11 protein-coding genes are annotated in these 19239 nt (G+C 54.4%); 8 read left to right on the top strand and 3 right to left on the bottom strand.

Going from position 1 to position 19239, the window contains the following annotated elements; all coding sequences use genetic code 11:
* The first annotated feature begins 302 nt into the window (after positions 1 to 302).
* The 5 genes from ACWAU0_RS11110 to ACWAU0_RS11090 all read left to right on the top strand — a co-directional run bounded on the left by ACWAU0_RS11110 (position 303) and on the right by ACWAU0_RS11090 (position 9626).
* Positions 303 to 1769: a GumC family protein gene (locus ACWAU0_RS11110; RefSeq protein ID WP_458139153.1), complete on the top strand. Its 1467-nt coding sequence runs from the start codon at positions 303 to 305 to the stop codon at positions 1767 to 1769.
* A gap of 62 nt (positions 1770 to 1831) precedes the next feature.
* On the top strand, positions 1832 to 2107 hold the full coding sequence (locus ACWAU0_RS11105) for a cupin domain-containing protein (protein ID WP_033159054.1): 276 nt from the start codon (positions 1832 to 1834) through the stop codon (positions 2105 to 2107).
* A gap of 114 nt (positions 2108 to 2221) precedes the next feature.
* On the top strand, positions 2222 to 3430 hold the full coding sequence (locus ACWAU0_RS11100) for an MdtA/MuxA family multidrug efflux RND transporter periplasmic adaptor subunit (protein WP_458139152.1): 1209 nt from the start codon (positions 2222 to 2224) through the stop codon (positions 3428 to 3430).
* A 2-nt stretch (positions 3431 to 3432) separates the two neighbouring features.
* On the top strand, positions 3433 to 6555 hold the full coding sequence (locus ACWAU0_RS11095; RefSeq protein WP_458139151.1) for an MdtB/MuxB family multidrug efflux RND transporter permease subunit: 3123 nt from the start codon (positions 3433 to 3435) through the stop codon (positions 6553 to 6555).
* A complete protein-coding gene (locus ACWAU0_RS11090) occupies positions 6552 to 9626 on the top strand; it encodes a multidrug efflux RND transporter permease subunit (protein WP_458139150.1) in 3075 nt (1024 codons plus the stop codon). Before ACWAU0_RS11095 ends, ACWAU0_RS11090 begins: the two co-directional genes overlap by 4 nt.
* On the opposite strand, the gene ACWAU0_RS11085 is transcribed toward ACWAU0_RS11090, so the two are convergent.
* The 3 genes from ACWAU0_RS11085 to ACWAU0_RS11075 form a co-directional block, all read right to left on the bottom strand.
* On the bottom strand, positions 9613 to 12492 hold the full coding sequence (locus ACWAU0_RS11085; protein ID WP_458139149.1) for an EAL domain-containing protein: 2880 nt from the start codon (positions 12490 to 12492) through the stop codon (positions 9613 to 9615). The genes ACWAU0_RS11090 and ACWAU0_RS11085 overlap by 14 nt on opposite strands.
* 15 nt (positions 12493 to 12507) lie before the next feature.
* The gene (locus tag ACWAU0_RS11080; protein WP_458139148.1) at positions 12508 to 12984 is read right to left on the bottom strand and encodes a type IV pilin protein; all 477 of its coding nucleotides are present in this window, start codon (positions 12982 to 12984) and stop codon (positions 12508 to 12510) included.
* A 153-nt stretch (positions 12985 to 13137) separates the two neighbouring features.
* Positions 13138 to 14463, bottom strand: a complete 1326-nt coding sequence (locus ACWAU0_RS11075) for a cyclic di-GMP phosphodiesterase (RefSeq protein ID WP_458139147.1) — start codon at positions 14461 to 14463, stop codon at positions 13138 to 13140.
* A gap of 488 nt (positions 14464 to 14951) precedes the next feature.
* Between ACWAU0_RS11075 and nifH the strand changes: the two genes are divergently transcribed.
* The 3 genes from nifH (at position 14952) to nifK (ending at position 19148) form a co-directional block, all read left to right on the top strand.
* Positions 14952 to 15830, top strand: a complete 879-nt coding sequence (nifH, locus tag ACWAU0_RS11070) for a nitrogenase iron protein (protein ID WP_033159060.1) — start codon at positions 14952 to 14954, stop codon at positions 15828 to 15830.
* 103 nt (positions 15831 to 15933) lie between these two features.
* The gene (nifD, locus tag ACWAU0_RS11065; RefSeq protein WP_033159061.1) at positions 15934 to 17415 is read left to right on the top strand and encodes a nitrogenase molybdenum-iron protein alpha chain; all 1482 of its coding nucleotides are present in this window, start codon (positions 15934 to 15936) and stop codon (positions 17413 to 17415) included.
* 149 nt (positions 17416 to 17564) lie between these two features.
* Positions 17565 to 19148 carry a nitrogenase molybdenum-iron protein subunit beta gene (nifK, locus tag ACWAU0_RS11060; RefSeq protein ID WP_033159062.1) on the top strand — a complete coding sequence of 528 codons (1584 nt, stop codon included), beginning with the start codon at positions 17565 to 17567 and terminating at the stop codon, positions 19146 to 19148.
* The last annotated feature ends 91 nt before the right edge of the window (positions 19149 to 19239 follow it).

The raw sequence follows: 19239 nt of genomic DNA, 5'->3' as shown, positions 1-19239 counted from the left end.
AGCTCGCCGATATTGACTGTTTAGGCACCAGAGCAGACCAGCCAGCGCGGATCTTGAGCTCTAAAGCCTGAAAATGGGCTATCAATTAAGTCTTGAGCAATCAAAATTCCCACTGAAGTTAGCAGTCAGTAGCGACAACAACAAAACCAGACAGTCGTTTAATCGCCCTTGACCGAAGCGGACGTGCACAGACTCGGTCCGGGCGTTAAAAATTTTCTCGGCAGGGATCGCTGAGAAAATTTTCCGCAAAGCGGATTACAACAAAAACTATAACCTGCGGACTAAGCGCCAGGGAGAGAATCGTGATGTTTCCTTATCGCCATGATTTCCAGATCGTCGGAGACGACTTTTACCGTTCCCATCCAACGCCTTGGCCACGCCGTTTACGGCGCCGGACCCTATTTTTGCTGGTACTTCTGCCCTTGCTGCTGATTACCGAAACCTATGTCTTTCTCCAGCCGGCGGTTTTTGAAAGCCAAGCCTTGGTATTGACGACTGCGGCAACCGATATTGATCAAACGCATGCAGAGGCGGATCTGGAGCATGTCAACATTCAAAAGCAGGTCTTGCTCGGACAGCCGGTATTAGAAAAAACCGCCGAGACGCTAAAACAGCAGGATGGTATCGAGCATCCGAATATCAACCAGTTAAAAGAGCTGTTCCAGGTAAAACCGGTTGCGGACACCAATCTAGTGCAATTAGCGGCTGAAGGCAGTCATCCGCAATTCCTGCAAATGGCCTTAAATACCTGGATCAAAACCTACCAACAAATTCGCGCGGATTACATTGCCGAAATCACCGATAAAGCCAGTACCTCGATCAAATCGGAATTGACTCGCCTGGAACAACAAGTGCGCGACAAACGCCAGGACATTGAATCGTTCCGCTTGCAGCATGACATCCTCTCCCTGGAGAGCACCGATAACGAGGCCCACGCCCGCTTACAAGGTTTAAATAATTCCTTGAACGCCGCCTTGGAAGAAGAAGCGAAAGCCAAGGCCAAGCTGGACGCCATTCATGCCGCCGTCGCGGAAGGCAAAGCCGTGGTGCCGGAAGCCGATTCGCAAAGTCTGGCGGCGTTAACCCAGCAAGCCGAACGCCTACGCGAACGCCTGGAAGCGCAAAGAAGCCAATACACCGACGAATACATCGAATTTCACCCCAGCCTGCGCAATTTAAAAACCCAATTGGCCGAGCTGGATGAAAAAATTGCAAGCAAAGAACAAGCCGGCTCGAGCTATGCCACGCAAGAGGCCGAAAACGCCTACGGTGCGGCGCACCGCACCGTATTGACCATTCAAAAGCAAATGGCCGAGCATAAACAAAAAGCCGCCGAATACACCAATCAATTCGCCAAACACAAAGCCATGCAGGAAGAACTGCTTAAGTTGGAGGAATTATTGCAACAAACCAAACAACGTCTAGTGGAAATCGACGTCAAACAACGGCAAAGCAATCCGCAACTGGACGTCGTGGATTGGGCCTCGCTGCCCGATAAGCCGGTGAAACCCGATTACGGCCGGGACGCCGGCATCGCCGGCGCGGCCAGCCTGGCAATCGCGTTACTGGTGGTCTGGCTTAACGATTATTTGAACAAGGAGCCGACGCTGACCACGATAAATTCCGTCACCGAATTTCAAATCTACCAGCAAAGCGAGCCCAAGTTGGAGAACAATGCCGACAACCTCACGGTCGGGACGGAACGGCGTAACAGGCTGCGCCGCGCGGACGATCTCAAGCAATTACCGGACGAAACCACCGATTCATAGCTGCGGCTCGGCAACAATGCTAAAATCCGCCGCTCGATCAACTTCATTCAAACAGGAAACCCATGAGCCAAATTACCGTTGAACATAACCCCAGCGAAGAACGTTTAAAAGAGCTGGGCGTATCGAGCTGGCCGATCTGGGAAAAAGAAATTTCCAAATTCACCATCGATTTCGACGAAACCGAAACCGCTTATGTGTTGGAAGGCGAAATCATCGTCACTCCAGTGGGCGGCGAGCCGGTGCGGATTTTACCGGGCGACCTGGTGATGTTTCATGAAGGCCTGGACAGCCATTGGGAAGTGGTCAAGCCTTTGCGCAAACACTACCATTACGATTGATCGTCACGACAGCGGCAGACAATCCGAAAAAGGCATCTTCAAGATGCCTTTTTTAGTTGTGCCGCTAGACTCGGCTGGCCGGCATGACGCCGGCACCCACTTATTGTTATTCGCATGGCTATGAACCAGGATCAGGATTTTTCCGCATTAAAGCCGAGGTCGCGCTGGCACTGGGCGACCATTCTCCTATTAACTGTCGCGGCGGGCGGCTATTATTTGCACCATGCCGGCCAGCATCCGCGGGAAAACCAGGATGCGCACGCCAATCCCAACGAAAACATTCCCATCAGCGTCGCAGTCGCCTCAAGCTGGCAAGGCGATTTGCCGATTTACCTAAACGGCTTGGGCACCGTCACCCCACTGCACACCGTGACAGTGCGCTCGCGCGTCGATGGCGAACTGATCCGGGTGGCGTTTACCGAGGGCCAAGCGGTTAAACAAGGCGAACTGCTCGCCGAAATCGATCCCCGACCTTATCAAGTGGCCGTGCAACAAGCCGAAGGCCAATTGCTGCGCGACGAAGCGCTGCTAAAAAACGCCGAAATCGACCAAGCCCGCTATCAAACCTTGCTGGAGCAAGACTCCATCGCCGCCCAGCAAACCGCCACCCAAGCCGCGCTGGTCAAGCAATATCGCGGCAGCGTCGAAATCGACCGCGCCCAACTCGACAATGCCAAACTGCAACTCAGTTATTCCCGCATCACCGCGCCGGTATCCGGCCGCATCGGTTTGCGGCTGGTGGATCAAGGCAACATGGTCCGCGCCAGCGACGTCAGTGGACTGGCGGTCATCACCCAAATTCAGCCGATCTCGGTGGTATTCACGCTGCCGGAAGATGTGATACCCGAGGTGATGCGGCGCTGGCGTTCCGGCGAGACGCTGGTCATTGACGCCTACGACCGGGCCGGCCGGCAAAAACTAGCCAGCGGCAAGCTGCTGGCGGTGGACAACCAGATCGACGCCAGCACCGGCACACTGAAATTAAAAGCCCAATTTGATAACGAAGACCGCACCCTGTTCGCCAACCAGTTCGTCAATATCAAAATGCGTCTGGACACCTTGCGTGCCGCCACCTTAGTCCCCAGCTCCGCCATTCAGCACGGGGCCAATGGCGCATTCGTCTACGTGGTGAAGGACGACAACACCATCAGCGTAAAGCGGATAAAAGCCGGACCGGCTGACGGCGAAACGGTCGCGATTCCGGAAGGTCTGGGCGTGAACGAAAAGCTGGTGATCGATGGCGCCGACAAACTGCGCGAAGGCAGCCAAGTCAAGGTAATCGATAAAACCCAACCCACCGCCTCCGGCAAAACCGCCAACTAAACATGGCCGCCGCGCAAAACCCGCTTCCCGGCTTTAACCCGTCGCGACACTTTATCCTGCGTCCGGTCGCCACCTCCTTGCTGATGCTGGCCCTGCTGCTGGCCGGGGTTTTGACTTACCGCTTATTGCCGATCTCGGCGCTGCCGCAAGTCGATTACCCGACCATTCAAGTCACCACGCTCTATCCCGGCGCCAGCCCGGAAGTCACGACCTCGGCGATTACCGCGCCGCTGGAACGCCAGTTCGGGCAGATGCCCGGCCTGCGGCAAATGTCCTCGACCAGCTCCGGCGGCGCGTCCGTGGTGACGCTGCAATTCGATCTGGCCTTGGATCTGGACATTGCCGAACAAACCGTGCAAGCCGCCATCAACGCCGCCAATAACTTCCTGCCCAAAGACTTGCCGCTGCCGCCGATTTACAACAAGGTCAACCCAGCCGACACGCCGATTTTGACCTTGGCGGTCACATCCAAAAGCCTCGCCTTGCCTAAAGTCCAGGATTTGGTGGATACCCGTCTGGCACAGAAAATCGCCCAATTGCCCGGCGTCGGTCTGGTCAGCATCAGCGGCGGCCAACGGCCGGCAGTCAGAATCCAGGCCAACCACCAAGCCCTGGCCGCCTACGGTCTCAGCTTGGAAGACCTGCGCAACGCCATCGCCACCGCCAACGTCAACCAACCCAAAGGCATGTTCGACGGCCCGCAGCGCTCGGCCATCATCGACAATAACGACCAACTGCGCTCAGCGGCTGAATACCGCGACTTAGTGGTGGCGTATCGTAACGGGGCCCCGGTGCGGCTATCCGCGGTCGCCGAGGCGGTCGACGCCGCCGAAAACGTCAAACTGGCGGCCTGGGCTAACGACAACGCTGCGGTTATCGTCAATATCCAACGCCAACCCGGCGCCAATATCATCGAAGTAGTGGACCGCATCAACAAGTTGCTGCCGCAACTGCGGGCGACCTTGCCGGCCGCGGTCGAAGTGCTGCCCTTGACCGACCGCACCGTCACCATCCGCGCCTCGGTGCACGATGTGCAGTTCGAGTTACTGCTGGCCGTGGCGCTGGTGGTGATGGTGATTTTTCTATTTCTGCGCAACCTACCGGCAACCTTGATCCCGGCGGTCGCGGTGCCATTGTCGTTGGTCGGCACCTTTGCGGTGATGCACCTGGCCGGTTTTAGCATCAACAATCTGACCTTGATGGCGCTGACCATCGCCAGCGGCTTTGTGGTGGACGACGCCATCGTCGTCATCGAAAACATTTCCCGCTACCGCGAGCGCGGCGAGTCGCCCTTGCAGGCAGCCCTGAAAGGCTCGGAGCAAATCGGCTTCACCATCATCTCCTTGACCATCTCGCTGGTGGCGGTGCTGATTCCGCTGCTGTTCATGGGCGACGTGGTGGGCCGTTTGTTTCGCGAATTTGCCATCACCTTGGCGGTGGCGATTCTGATCTCGGCGGTAGTGTCGCTGACTTTGACGCCGATGATGTGTGCTAGGCTGCTACGGGCCAGTGCAGCCGGCCATGACTCACACGCCGGCTTCCTCGACAAAGTCATCGCCGCTTACGGCCGCAGTCTGGAATGGGTGCTTAAGCGCCAAGGCCTGACGCTACTGGTCGCTATCGCCACGCTGGCGTTGACCGTGTTGTTGTACATTGCCATGCCCAAGGGCCTGTTCCCGATCCAGGACACCGGCCTGATTCAAGGCATTACCGAGGCGCCGCCCAGCATTTCCTTCGCGGCGATGGCCGAACGCCAGCAAGCCATGGCCAGACAGATCCTGGCCGATCCGGCCGTGGCCAGCCTGTCGTCGTTTATAGGCGTGGACGGCAGTAATCCGACCTTGAACAGCGGCCGCTTTTTAATCAACCTGAAGCCGCAAGCCCAACGCGACAAGGCCAGCACAGTGATCGAACGCTTGCGGCCACGCCTAGCCGACGTGCCTGGCATCTCTGTCTATCTGCAACCGGTGCAGGACATGACCTTGGAAAACCGGGTCAGCCGCACCCAGTTTCAATTCAGCTTGCAGACCGTGGATTTATCCGAATTGAACCGCTGGAGCCAACGCCTGGTTGAGCGCATGCGCGCCCTGCCCGCTATCGCCGATGCCGCCAGCGACGTGCAGGACCAAGGCCTGCAAGCCTATATCGAAATCGATCGAGCCAGCGCCAGCCGGCTAGGCGTCAGCACCGCCGACATCGATAACGCTTTATACAATGCCTACGGCCAGCGCCTGGTCTCGACCATTTTCACCCAGTCCAATCAGTACCGGGTAGTGTTGGAAGTAGACCCCAAGCAGCAGAGCGGCCCGGAAGGCTTGCAGCAACTGCGGATTCCTTCCAGCAATGGCAGCCAAGTGCCGCTGTCGGCCCTGGCTAGTATTTCCGAACGGCAAACCGCGCTGGCTATCAACCATCTGGATCAGTTTCCCTCCGCGACCATTTCCTTCAACCTGCCCGCCGGCGCCGCCTTGGGCGACGCCATTCAAGCCATCGAGCAGGCCAAGCAGGACATCGGTTTACCTTTAGCGGTGCAAAGCGATTATCAGGGCGCGGCCTTGGCGTTTAACGCCTCGCTCGGCGGCACGCTGTGGCTGATCCTGGCCGCCATCGTCACGGTGTATATCGTGCTCGGCGTGCTCTACGAGAGTTATATTCATCCCATCACCATCCTGTCCACGCTGCCCTCGGCCGGGGTCGGCGCGCTGCTGGCCTTGCAGTTGTCCGGCCACGATTTGGGCATCATCGCGGTGATCGGCATCGTGCTGCTGATCGGCATCGTCAAAAAGAACGCGATCATGATGATAGACTTTGCACTTGAAGCCGAGCGCAAGCAAGGCCTGCCGCCGCGCGAGGCGATTTTCCAAGCCTGCCTGCTACGCTTTAGGCCGATTCTGATGACCACGCTGGCGGCATTGTTGGGCGCCCTGCCGTTGATGTTGGGCAGCGGCGTTGGCTCGGAATTACGCCATCCCTTAGGCATCAGTATGGTCGGCGGTTTATTGCTCAGCCAATTGCTGACCTTGTACACCACACCGGTGATTTACTTGAGCCTGGACCGGCTGGCCCGAAGCTTGCGCGGCGCGGCCGAATCGCCTTTAGCCGACAGCGGCGACCGCCAGCCGTGAACATATCGGCGCTGTTCATCTACCGCCCGGTTGCTACCACGCTGCTGACGCTCGGTGTGGCATTGGCCGGCATCATAGCCTTCCTGCAACTGCCGGTCGCCCCCTTGCCGCAAGTGGACTTCCCGACTATTTCCGTGTCCGCCAACCTGCCCGGCGCCAGTCCGGAGACCATGGCCGCCACGGTCGCCACGCCGCTGGAACGGGCGTTGGGCCGTATCGCCGGCATCAGCGAAATGACCTCGGCCAGTTCGCTGGGTTCGACTCGGATCACCTTGCAGTTTGATTTAAATCGCGACATCGACGGCGCGGCCCGCGACGTGCAAGCCGCGATCAACGCCGCCAGCAGTTTGCTGCCCAGTAATCTGCCCAATCGGCCCAACTACCGCAAAGTCAATCCGGCCGATTCACCGATTCTGATTCTGGCGCTCACCTCCACCAGCCTCAGCCGCGGTCAAATGTACGACGCCGCGTCAACGATATTGGCACAGAAAATCAGCCAGTTGCCCGGCATCGGCCAGGTCAATGTCGGCGGCAGTTCCCTGCCGGCTGTCCGGGTGGAACTGAATCCCGGCGCGTTAGCACAATACGGCATCGGCCTGGATCAGGTCGCCCAAGCCATCAACGCCAGTAACGCCAATCGCCCCAAAGGCGCGCTGGAACACGGCGAGAGGCATTGGCAAATTCACGCCAACGATCAAGCCGAACACGCCGCCGATTACCTGCCCTTGATCGTCGCTTACCGCAACGGTGCGCCGGTGCGCATCGCCGATCTGGGGACCGCGGTGGATTCGGTGGAAGACTTGCGCAGTACCGGCCTGAAGAACGGCCAGCCAGCAGTGTTATTGATCATCAATAAACAACCCGGCGCCAATATTATCGACACCGTCGAACACGTCAAAGTCATGCTGCCGCAGTTGCGCGCGCTGTTGCCGGCAGCGATGGAATTGTCGATTGTCTCGGATCGTTCGCAAACCATCCGCGCCTCGGTCGATGAAGTCGAGCGCAGCCTGTTGATCGCGGTGGTGCTGGTGATCCTGGTAGTCTTGCTGTTTCTGCGCCGGCTGCGCTCCACGCTGATCCCGGTCGTAGCGGTGCCGGTATCGCTGATAGGTGCCTGCGCGGTGATGTATTTGTGCGATTACAGCCTGGATAATCTGTCGCTGATGGCTTTGACCATCGCCACCGGCTTTGTCGTGGATGACGCCATCGTGGTCTTGGAAAACACCAGCCGGCATATCGAAAACGGCGTGCCGCCGTTCCAGGCCGCGCTGCGCGGAGCCGGCGAGGTTGGCTTCACCGTGTTAGCGATGAGTTTGTCGCTGATCGCCGTCTTCACGCCGATATTATTGATGGGCGGCATCGTCGGCCGGCTGTTTCGGGAATTTGCCGTGACGCTGTCGGCGGCGGTGCTGGTGTCGCTGGTAGTGTCCTTGACCGTGACGCCGATGCTGTGCGCCCGCTGGCTGGAACCGGCGGAAAATCATACGCCCGGCAAGCTTTCGGCTTGGCTGGAAGCGCAGTTCCAGCGCTTGCAAAACGGCTACCGCCGCAGTTTAAGCTGGGCGCTGCACCATCCCAAATTGATGCTGACCGTGCTGCTGGCTTGCATTGGTTTGAACGTGTATTTGTACATCATCGTGCCGAAAGGGTTTTTCCCGGTGCAGGACAACGGCCGGCTCAGCGGCACCATCCAGGCCGATCAAAGCATTTCCTTCCAGGCCATGCAAAGCAAGCTGCATGATTTTGTCGATATTTTGCGGCAAGACCCGGCGGTAACCAATGTGGTGGGCTTCGCCGGCGGCATGCAAAACACCAACTCCGGTTTGATGTTTGCGGTACTCAAGCCGCCCGAGCAGCGTGACGCGCCAATGGCTGAAATCAGCCGGCGCATGCGGGAAAAGCTGGCCGACGAACCCGGCGCCAACCTGTTTTTGCAGCCGGTGCAGGATTTACGCATCGGCGGCCGCGGCTCGGCGGCGCTGTACGAGTTTGCCTTGCAATCCGAAGACTTGAACCTGTTACGCGAATGGACGCCCAAAATCGTCGCGGCATTGCGCAAGCGGCCGGAGCTGACCGATGTCAACACCAATCAGCAAGACAAGGGCCGGCAAATATCGCTGGTGGTGGATAGAGACAAAGCCGCCAGTTTGGGCGTCAGTCAGGCGGCTATCGATACCGCCTTGAACAACGCCTTTGGGCAACGCCAGGTGTCGGTGATCTATAAACCGTTGAACCAATACCGGGTGGTGCTGGAACTGGCACCGGAATACTGGCAAAACCCGCGCACGCTGCAACAGCTTTACGTCAGCAACAACACCGGCACCCAAATTCCGCTGGCGACGCTGGCTAGCTTCCAGACCAGCAACGCGCCGCTGACCGTCAACCATCAAGGCCAGTTCGCCGCCGCCACCGTGTCCTTTAATCTGATGCCCGGTACCTCGCTGTCCACCGCCACCCAATTCATCGAGCAAACCCTGCGAGACCTCGGCACGCCGGCTGCGGTGCGCGGCAGTTTTCAGGGCTCGGCCAAGGCTTTTCAGGAGTCGCTACGCAACCAACCCTGGTTGATCGCGGCGGCACTGCTGAGTATTTACATCGTGCTGGGCATGCTCTATGAAAGCTATATCCATCCGCTGACGATCTTGTCCACCCTGCCCTCGGCTGGGGTCGGCGCCTTGCTGGCCTTGCTGGCTTGCGATACCGAGTTCAGCATCATCGCCTTGATCGGCGTGATTTTGCTGATCGGCATTGTGAAGAAGAACGCGATCATGATGATCGATTTTGCCTTGGACGCCGAACGCCACAAAGGGCTGAGCGCCGAGGAAGCCATCTTCCAAGCCTGTTTGTTGCGGTTTCGGCCGATCATGATGACCACGCTGGCGGCGATGTTTGGCGCGTTGCCTTTGGCTTTGGGTTCGGGTTACGGCGCGGAGTTACGCCAGCCCTTGGGAATTTCCATTGTCGGCGGTTTGATTTTCAGTCAATTGCTGACCTTGTACACCACGCCGGTGGTGTATCTGTATCTGGATGGTGTCAGTGCCTGGGGCCGCCGCTGGTTTAGCTGGAACTAATCGCCGGCAGGTCTGCGCCACGCTTGGCAGCGTCGGCCTGCAACAAACTTAAAAATTCATCGCTAGGCACCGGCCGGCTGAATAAATAGCCTTGAAATAAGCCACAGTGATGTTGTTTCAATAGTTCTAGTTGCGCTGCGGTTTCCACGCCCTCGGCGATAGTTTCCATACCCAAGCCGTCGGCAAGTGCCAGAATCGCGCGGACGATAGCAGCGCTACTGTCGTCGCTTTCCAGCTGCCGGACAAACGATTGATCGATCTTCAGCACATCCAGCGGCAATTCTTTTAGGTAGGACAACGAGGAGAAACCGGTCCCGAAATCGTCCATGGACAGGGTCAGTCCCAGCGCTTTCAAATGATGCATGCGTTCGATGCAAGCCTTGATGTTGCCTATAGCCACCGATTCGGTGAGTTCCAGTTCTATGAAACTTGGGTCGGTGCCGGTTTTGCTCAACACCGCCGCGATTTTCTCGACCAATTCCGGGTGCTTAAAATCGACCGCGGAAAGATTGACAGAAATCCGCAAGGGCCCCAGGCCTTGGGCATGGCAAGCGTTTACCCACAAACAGGTTTGCTCCAAGACCCAATCGCTGATCTCCACGATTAAACTGGTCTGTTCGGCCAACGGAATGAATTTAGCCGGCGAAATCATGCCCAGCTCGGTGTGCCGCCAGCGGATCAAGGCTTCGGCGCCGACGATGCGGCCATCCCAATCGACCTTGGGTTGATAGAACACCAGTAGCTCGTTTCTGCCGATAGCACCGCGCAGTTCTTGTTCCAGCTTGATATTTTCCAATGCCGCCGCATTCAGCTCCGGCGAATAAAACCGGAAATTGGCGCGCCCCTCGCTCTTGGCGTGGTACATGGCGGCATCGGCATTTTTCAGTAAATCCGGCACGTTGTCGGCATCGTCGGGAAACAGTGCAATCCCGATACTGGTCGTCACGGTCATGGGCAATCCGGCCACCGTCACGGGTTGCTTCAGCGCAGCCAGAACTTTCTCGGCAACCGCGCTGACGAAGGCCGCCGGGTTATGCTGAGTATGCAATTCACCGATCACGATGACGAACTCGTCACCGCCCAGTCTGACAACCAGATCAGTCGCTCTAACGCAATTCAGAAAAATCCGCGCCGCTTGCCGCAACAATTCGTCGCCGGCCGCGTGTCCCAGGGAGTCGTTGACGTTTTTGAAGCGATCCAAGTCCATAAAAAACACGGCCAGCTGCGCGTCATCGCGCCGGGCCCGCGCAATTTCCTGCCCCAGCCTGTCATGCAGTACCAAGCGATTGGGCAAGCCAGTTAAGGAATCGTAATGCGCATGCTGGTATAGCTTCTCTTCCCAGGCGGCATTGGACAGCGCGACGGCGATGCGGTCGCCGAAACTAATTGCCGCGTTGCGCGATTCCGGTGGAATTTGCTTTGGCGCTTGATAACCCAAGCAAATCAGCGAAGCCAGTGCGCCGTTGACATGAACGGGAACCAGCAAATAGCGCCAAGCGCCGGACACGCCGAGCACCTGCAAATACTCGGACATCCGCTCGTCATTGTTAGCAATCTCCAGGGCGCCATTGTGCATGGCGCGCAAATCCGCTACATCCTGTTGGCTCAGAATCACCGGTTCGGCTAATTTTTCGGCATCGTGCCCGCTACGCCGAACCCGAATCTCGTCGGCGATACCGGTATCGGGATTGACCGCGGCGATGGAAATCAAATCGCAAAACAATATGCTGGGCAAGCGATTCAACGCCGTGTCGATAATGTCTTCGGCATTTAAGGCGGAGAGAATATTGCGGTCGATTTCCGCCATGGTGGCGAGAATATCGAACTGGCTACGCAGGCGGCGCGTCATTTCGTTGAACGAATCCGCCAACTCTTCAAATTCGTCATGGCTATCAATATCTACTCGACATTCCAAATTGCCGTCGGCAACCCGTTGGGTGCCTATTTTTAAGCGTTCGAGCGGCGTTAAATATTTAGCAATCAACCTACTGCTTAAATACACGACAATCAGCGCGGCCAGCAGAATCACCGGTGGGTAAATCGCGCTAAATTGCCGAATTGCCGCAAACGCCAACGATTCAGGCTGGCTTTGCACGACGATCAGGTCCGGCCCCAGAAACAGCGTCGCGACCGGCAATTTCCAATACGCGCCTAGATAAGCTTTACCATCCATTTGCCACGAAAAGCGGCCGCTATTGGCTTGCGCGACTTGCGCCCTAAGCTCGGGGGATGGTTCGAAATCTTGCTCCAGCGCGAACATCATCCGTACCGAATCCGCATCTATCACCCACAGCAGATTGTTGGGATCGATAGTTTCGGAATTCCATAACAAGTCGGGTTTCAATTCGGCCATCAGGATGCCGGCTTTCGGTGAGTTTTCGACCAGATTGATAGCCATCCATAAACGATTATCTTTAAGCCGCTGGCCACTCACCGGTTTAATCAGCGTTTTCCCGGCCACAATCCGCGCAAGCTCTTCCGCCGCCAGCGTCGGTATTGCCGTGTTGTCTCGGGATAATGTGGCGGGTTGGTCATCGGCGCGGAGTAATGCCAAACTGGTGAACTGGCCTTGCAACCATTGTTCGCCGGCCAGCGCCACAGATTTATCGTCCTTGTTAGATTTATGAATTTTCAAGGCCGCCAGCCGCAGGGAATTTTCGGCAAACAACAAGCGGCTGACCAGTCCGTAGGCGTACTCCTTACAGCCTCTCTGCAATGCCTTGGCAGTCTGCTCTTGCAATTGCTGCTTGACTTGCTGGAATGAAAGGATGCCCAATATAGCGATTGGGATCAGCGCGGCCAACACGAAAGAAAACAGAATGCGGCGGGCAACCTTGCTATGGCTAAAAGACAGCTTGCGCTCCATTGCTAAGGGGTTCTCTCAGAAATCTGCCGCCAAACCGACGAAACCGCCATCTCGGGCCAGGATAATATCGTCTAGACTATCATCCAGTCTGATTCGTTTCTTGGTAACGCCATCCTTGCCCAAACTATACAAATCGTATTTGGTGTTGATCGGGTTAAGCGCGCCGTCTCTGCGTACATCGCCTTGGGTACCCGGACCGCCCTCTATGATATTGAGATAGACATAGTCTCTACCCCAGGGGTCCTTGCCGTTGTTGGGCAGAGCAGAGGTAATGTCGCTAAGCGCATTCGGATAGTGAAATTCGCGGGTGTAATAGCGTTCGATTTCCGTCTGTATGGCTAAAAGGTAGCTAATCGCAAGGTCGTTCTTGCTTTTATCTATGTAACCGTTGTAGGCAGGTATGGCAATGGCGGTCAACACTGCCATGATGGCGACCGCCAACAGCATTTCCATCAGCGTAAATCCGTTTCCGATCAGGTTTTTTCTGTACATTGAATTCCAAGACGCCAGAAGAAAATTTGTAGCCATGGCTTGGCAAGCCGCGACAATCAAGACGATTTAGCCCACCAACAAACTGTGACGAGCCCATAATCAGGTTCCTCATTCTAGCAGAATTGCTCTAAACGTCCGGTTTGTTAACGTACCTTAGCGTTTGTCATTAGCAAATCCCTTTTGCAATACGCCCTGTTGATAATATTTTTTGATGTCGATGTTGTAATCCTGAGCTTTGACTATCCCCTTGATAGTTAGCACCTTGCCGTGTTCGTCCAGCAGCATATCCGCAAGATTGACGATTCTTTCCGGAATCCGCTGTTTCTGCGCATCAAGCAACATGATGACTTTGGGCCGTAGCTTCTGCAATTCGTTGACTTCCACCACAATCGCGATGTACCCGTTGGTCATCATGACGATACTGCCGGGCGGATAAACCCCCAGACATTCTATAAATTTGATCACCAAACGCTCATCCAGCTGAGAGCCGGCCATATTGGCCAGGATATTGGTCGCTTCCAGATGCGTCCGGCCTTTCTGATACACCCGGTCGCTGGTGATGGCATCGTACATATCCACGATGGTAACGATTCTGGTGAAGAGCGAAATCCCTCTTTCGCCGATACGCCGGGGATAACCTTTGCCGTCCAAGGTTTCGTGGTGAGAATAGGCCGTGTCTATCGCCCCTGGATACATTTGATCGCTGGACTTGAGCAGTTCGTAGCCCAGAGCGGCATGCGAGCGCATAATCGCCAGCTCCTCAGGTTCCAACTTGCCGGGCTTATTCAGAATATCCAAAGGCACCAACATTTTGCCCATGTCGTGCATCATCCCGCACAAGCCGACATTGTTGAGGTTGGCTACGGAAAAATTCAGGTAGCGGCCCAACACAATGGCTAAGGCGCAAACGTTCAAGCTATGTTGTGCGGTGTATTTGTCTTTGTTCTTGAGCTGGTTCAGCCACAAAAAAGCATCCGGCGAATGCAAAATACTGTTCACGCATTGCGCGACCGCTTCTTTGGCGGCTTGAGTGTCTATCCCTTCACCATTGGCGATGCGCTCCATAAAGTTGGATACCAACTGACCCACTTCTTTATGAACATGTTCGGCACGTGCAAACTCTTTCTCGAAAACGCTTAGCTTTGGCGGCGGCGGCGCACCAAAATCAATATTGCTCTCGCTGAGCAAACTGTCTTGAGTGGTTTTAGCCTGGACCGGGCGTTTTCTTTTGCGGGTGGCGTCGATATAGACGTACTGGCAAACATCTTTTACCGCGCGAATATCGGCTTCCGTTTCCAGTTCAAACCCTTGAAATAAGAACGGGCTCTCCAACCAAGGCCGGTCCAGTTCGATGACATACATGCCGACGGTCAACTGGCTAACCGGCGTGTAGATGCGCTGATTGACATCGAAGGAATCATCCTTCTTCGCCTGATTTTTCAGCTTGCGGCGAAAAGGCCACCAATTCTTAAAGAACATACCAAGACAATATCATTATTAAATTCAAGAAATACCGCATGCGTAACCATTCCCAGGTAAAAAATGTGGCTGCAAACCGCCACCTACAGGTCCCGTGATAAAACCGGATATACGCCTGCTTATGCCCGGCGCCCAAGATTGGCATCAATTATAGAGTGTGTAGGCGATTATTCACCGAAGTCGTCCGGGCAAAGCAGCAAACTCCCTTTATCGGCAAGCCAAATCAAGACACAGCGTGATCGCTAAAGGACCGGGGCCAAAATCCGCGGCGAATACGCACCTAGCCCCCGCTTCAAATAAAAACCCCGCGATTTATGTTGGTTAGATAACAGGCCTTACAAAGAATGTTGCTAATCCGACCATCGAAAAAGCTAGAAATATTATTTTTTATCCTTTATTTTCAATGACTTAAAACACATCAAAACTTTGGCACGGCCATTGCAATTATCAGGTTGTTATTAACAACACCTACTCAAGAGGAGAAGATCATGGCGAAATTACGTCAATGTGCTATTTACGGTAAAGGTGGTATCGGTAAATCTACCACCACGCAAAACCTGGTTGCTGGCTTGGCAGAGCTTGGCAAAAAAGTAATGATCGTCGGTTGCGACCCTAAAGCCGATTCTACTCGTTTGATCCTGCATGCAAAAGCGCAAAACTCTATCATGCAAATGGCAGCTGATGCCGGTAGCGTAGAAGATTTGGAACTGGAAGACGTATTGAAAGTGGGTTACCGCGACGTTAAATGCGTTGAATCAGGCGGTCCAGAGCCAGGTGTAGGTTGCGCCGGCCGTGGTGTTATCACCGCGATCAACTTCTTGGAAGAAGAAGGTGCTTATACCGACGACCTCGACTTCGTATTCTACGATGTATTGGGTGACGTTGTTTGCGGTGGTTTCGCGATGCCAATTCGTGAAAACAAAGCCCAAGAAATTTACATCGTATGCTCAGGCGAGATGATGGCTATGTATGCTGCCAACAACATCGCTAAAGGTATCGTGAAATATGCTAACTCAGGCGGCGTGCGTTTGGCCGGTTTGATCTGCAACAGCCGTAACACCGCTCGCGAAGACGAACTGATCATGCAATTGGCTGCCAGAATGGGCACACACATGATTCACTTCGTACCACGTGACAACGTTGTCCAACGTGCTGAAATCCGTCGTATGACAGTAATCGAGTACGAACCAACCGCGAAACAAGCACAAGAGTATCGCGACTTGGCGCAAAAAATCATCAACAACACCAACTTGGTGATCCCAACTCCAATCACTATGGACGAGTTGGAAGACTTGTTGATGGAATTCGGCGTCATGGAAGAAGTTGACGAAAGCGTTGTCGGTGTAACCGCCGCAGCCGAAGCTTAATCAGTATGTAGGTTGGGCCGGCTGTTAGCCTGTCCAACCTGCTTTCGCATAGTTCCTAACAAGTCTGTGGGGGATTACCCAGGACTACCAGGAGGATTTCATCATGGCAGCCATGACAAGAGAAGAGACCGAAGCGCTTATTCAAGAAGTGCTGGAAGTCTATCCCGAAAAAGCCAAAGCCGATCGCGCCAAACATTTGGCCATCAACGATCAAAGCTTGGAAAAATCAAACAAATGTATCACTTCCAACCGTAAATCCCTACCCGGCGTGATGACCATTCGTGGTTGCGCCTATGCGGGTTCCAAAGGGGTGGTTTGGGGTCCTATTAAGGACATGATCCATATTTCACACGGCCCGGTTGGCTGTGGTCAATATTCCCGTGCTGGTCGCCGTAACTACTATGTAGGTACTACAGGCGTCAACACCTTCGGTACCATGAACTTTACCTCGGACTTTACCGAGAAAGACATCGTATTCGGCGGTGATAAAAAACTGGCTAAATGTATCGACGAAATCGAAACTTTATTCCCGCTCAATAAAGGCATCTCCATTCAATCCGAGTGCCCAATCGGTTTGATCGGCGACGACATCGAAGCGGTTTCTAAAGTTAAAAACAAAGAGTACAACAAAACCATCGTGCCAGTACGTTGCGAAGGCTTCCGCGGTGTGTCTCAATCCTTGGGTCACCATATTGCTAACGACGCAATTCGCGACTGGGTATTGGAAAACCGCGACGGCGACGAAAGTTTCCCCACCACCCCTTACGACGTAGCCGTAATCGGCGACTACAACATTGGTGGTGACGCTTGGGCTTCACGTACCCTGTTGGAAGAAATGGGTCTGCGCGTGGTTGCTCAATGGTCTGGCGACGGTACCATTGCCGAGATCGAAAAAACCCCAAAAGTGAAACTGAACCTGATTCACTGCTACCGTTCGATGAACTACATCGCCCGCCACATGGAAGAAAAGTACAACATCCCTTGGATCGAGTACAACTTCTTTGGCCCGACTAAAATCGCCGAGTCTTTGCGCAGAATCGCCGCTCACTTCGATGACACTATCAAAGAAGGTGCTGAGCGCGTCATCGAACGCTACAAAGCCGAATACGATGCCGTCATCGCTAAATACAAACCACGCCTGGAAGGCAAACGGGTGATGTTGTACATCGGCGGTCTGCGTCCGCGCCACGTTATCGGCGCTTATGAAGATTTGGGCATGGAAGTGGTGGGTACCGGTTACGAGTTCGGTCACAACGACGACTACGACCGTACTATCAAAGAAATGGGCAACGCCACCTTGTTGTATGACGACGTCACCGGTTACGAATTCGAAGAGTTCGTGAAAAAAGTCCAACCTGACTTGGTCGGCTCAGGCATCAAGGAAAAATACATTTTCCAAAAAATGGGTGTGCCTTTCCGCCAAATGCACTCCTGGGATTACTCAGGCCCTTATCACGGCTACGACGGTTTCGCCATCTTCGCCCGCGATATGGACATGACCATCAACAACCCTTGCTGGAAAAGCTTCAAAGCGCCTTGGAAAACCGAAGCGACCGAGAGCGAACCTGTCAAAGCGGTTGCGTAATCCGTTGGGTGGGCATTGCCCATCTTAACTCCCGGAAAGGTGGGCAAACTGCCCACCCTACTAGGAGCCAAAATGTCGGTCGGGATTTCATTCCCGGCAAAATCCAATCAACGCCGGACCACAGATTAGTGGCGCGTTAGGAGATTATCATGAGCCAAAATGTCGATAAAATAGAACCCAGTTATCCTTTATTCAGAAATGACGAGTACAAGGAAAGCTTGGCCAACAAACGCGAACAGTACGAAGAACGTCATCCACAAGACACCATTGATGAAGTGTTCCAATGGACGACTACCAAGGAATATCAAGAACTGAACTTCCAACGTGAAGCGATCACGGTTAACCCTGCTAAAGCTTGCCAACCTTTGGGCGCGGTACTTTGCGCACTGGGTTTTGAAAAAACCATGCCTTATGTGCACGGTTCGCAAGGCTGCGTGGCTTATTTCCGTACTTACTTCAACCGTCATTTCAAAGAGCCTATCTCTTGCGTATCTGACTCGATGACAGAAGACGCGGCGGTATTCGGCGGTCAGAAAAACATGTTTGCCGGTTTGGAAAACGCGAAAGCCCTTTACAAACCCACCATGATCGCAGTATCAACCACCTGTATGGCGGAAGTTATCGGCGACGACTTGAACGCATTCATCAACAATGCCAAAAAAGAAGGCCACGTCGATCAAGACTACCCTGTACCATTTGCGCATACGCCTAGCTTCGTCGGTAGCCATACCACCGGTTGGGACAACATGTTCGAAGGCATTGCCCGCTACTTCACCCTTGAAAAAGGTATGTTGCCTGAAGGTAAATACGAAGTTGGCAGTAACAACAAAATCAACTTAGTCCCCGGCTTTGAAACCTATTTGGGCAACTTCCGCGTCATTCACCGGATGTTGAACGAAATGGGCGTTGACCACACTTTGTTGAGCGATCCTACCGAAGTACTGGATACGCCTGCTGATGGCCACTTCAACATGTATGCCGGTGGCACTACCATCGCCGAAGTTGCAGATGCGCCTAACGCGATCACTACCGTGTTGCTGCAACCTTGGCAGTTGGAAAAAACCAAAAAATTCGTTGAAACTAGCTGGAAACACGACGCGCCCAAACTGAACATCCCGATGGGCTTGGAATGGACCGACCAGTTCCTGATGAAAATTTCCGAACTGACCGGCAAACCGATTCCAAAATCGCTGGAAGTGGAACGAGGCCGTTATGTGGACATGATGACCGACTCGCACGCTTGGTTACACGGCAAAAAATTTGCCCTGTACGGCGACGCAGACTTTGCTTTGGGTATGACCAAATTCCTGCTGGAAATGGGCGCCGAGGTAACAGACGTGTTAGTCAACCACGCCAACAAACGCTACAAAAAAGCGGTTGAAGAAGTGTTGAAAGCCTCGCCTTACGGCCAAGAAGCGACGGTACATATCGGCAAAGATTTGTGGCACTTCCGTTCATTGATGTTCACCAACAAACCGGACTTCATGATCGGTAACTCCTACGGCAAATTTATCCAACGTGACACCTTCTACAAAGGCGAAGAGTTCGAAGTACCGTTGATCCGTATCGGCTTCCCCATCTTTGATCGTCACCACTTGCACCGTATGACCACATTGGGCTACGAAGGCGGCATGTACATGTTGACCACCATCGTTAACGCCTTGTTGGAGCAGTTGGACAAAGAAACCAAAGGTATGGGAACCACTGACTACAACTACGACTTGATTCGTTAAGCGTAGGGTGGGCACCGCCACGGTGCCCACCAGTCAATCATATCGTGTCGGGTTACAGCGCAGGCTTAACCCGACCTACACTTGTCTGGAG

The sequence above is a fragment of the Methylomonas sp. Uni0009 genome, assembly GCF_054188105.3.
Note: the sequence above shows the minus strand (reverse complement) of the source record. Positions and strands in the feature narration are given on the sequence as shown.

What these genes read in the sequence shown, in the direction of transcription:
- ACWAU0_RS11105 (WP_033159054.1), top strand. Translation starts at nt 1,832, where the DNA reads ATGAGCCAAATTACCGTTGAACATAACCCCAGCGAAGAACGTTTAAAA.
- ACWAU0_RS11075 (WP_458139147.1), bottom strand. Translation starts at nt 14,463, where the DNA reads ATGTTCTTTAAGAATTGGTGGCCTTTTCGCCGCAAGCTGAAAAATCAG.
- nifH (WP_033159060.1), top strand. Translation starts at nt 14,952, where the DNA reads ATGGCGAAATTACGTCAATGTGCTATTTACGGTAAAGGTGGTATCGGT.
- ACWAU0_RS11095 (WP_458139151.1), top strand. Translation starts at nt 3,433, where the DNA reads ATGGCCGCCGCGCAAAACCCGCTTCCCGGCTTTAACCCGTCGCGACAC.
- ACWAU0_RS11085 (WP_458139149.1), bottom strand. Translation starts at nt 12,492, where the DNA reads ATGGAGCGCAAGCTGTCTTTTAGCCATAGCAAGGTTGCCCGCCGCATT.
- ACWAU0_RS11080 (WP_458139148.1), bottom strand. Translation starts at nt 12,984, where the DNA reads ATGTACAGAAAAAACCTGATCGGAAACGGATTTACGCTGATGGAAATG.
- ACWAU0_RS11100 (WP_458139152.1), top strand. Translation starts at nt 2,222, where the DNA reads ATGGCTATGAACCAGGATCAGGATTTTTCCGCATTAAAGCCGAGGTCG.
- nifK (WP_033159062.1), top strand. Translation starts at nt 17,565, where the DNA reads ATGAGCCAAAATGTCGATAAAATAGAACCCAGTTATCCTTTATTCAGA.
- nifD (WP_033159061.1), top strand. Translation starts at nt 15,934, where the DNA reads ATGGCAGCCATGACAAGAGAAGAGACCGAAGCGCTTATTCAAGAAGTG.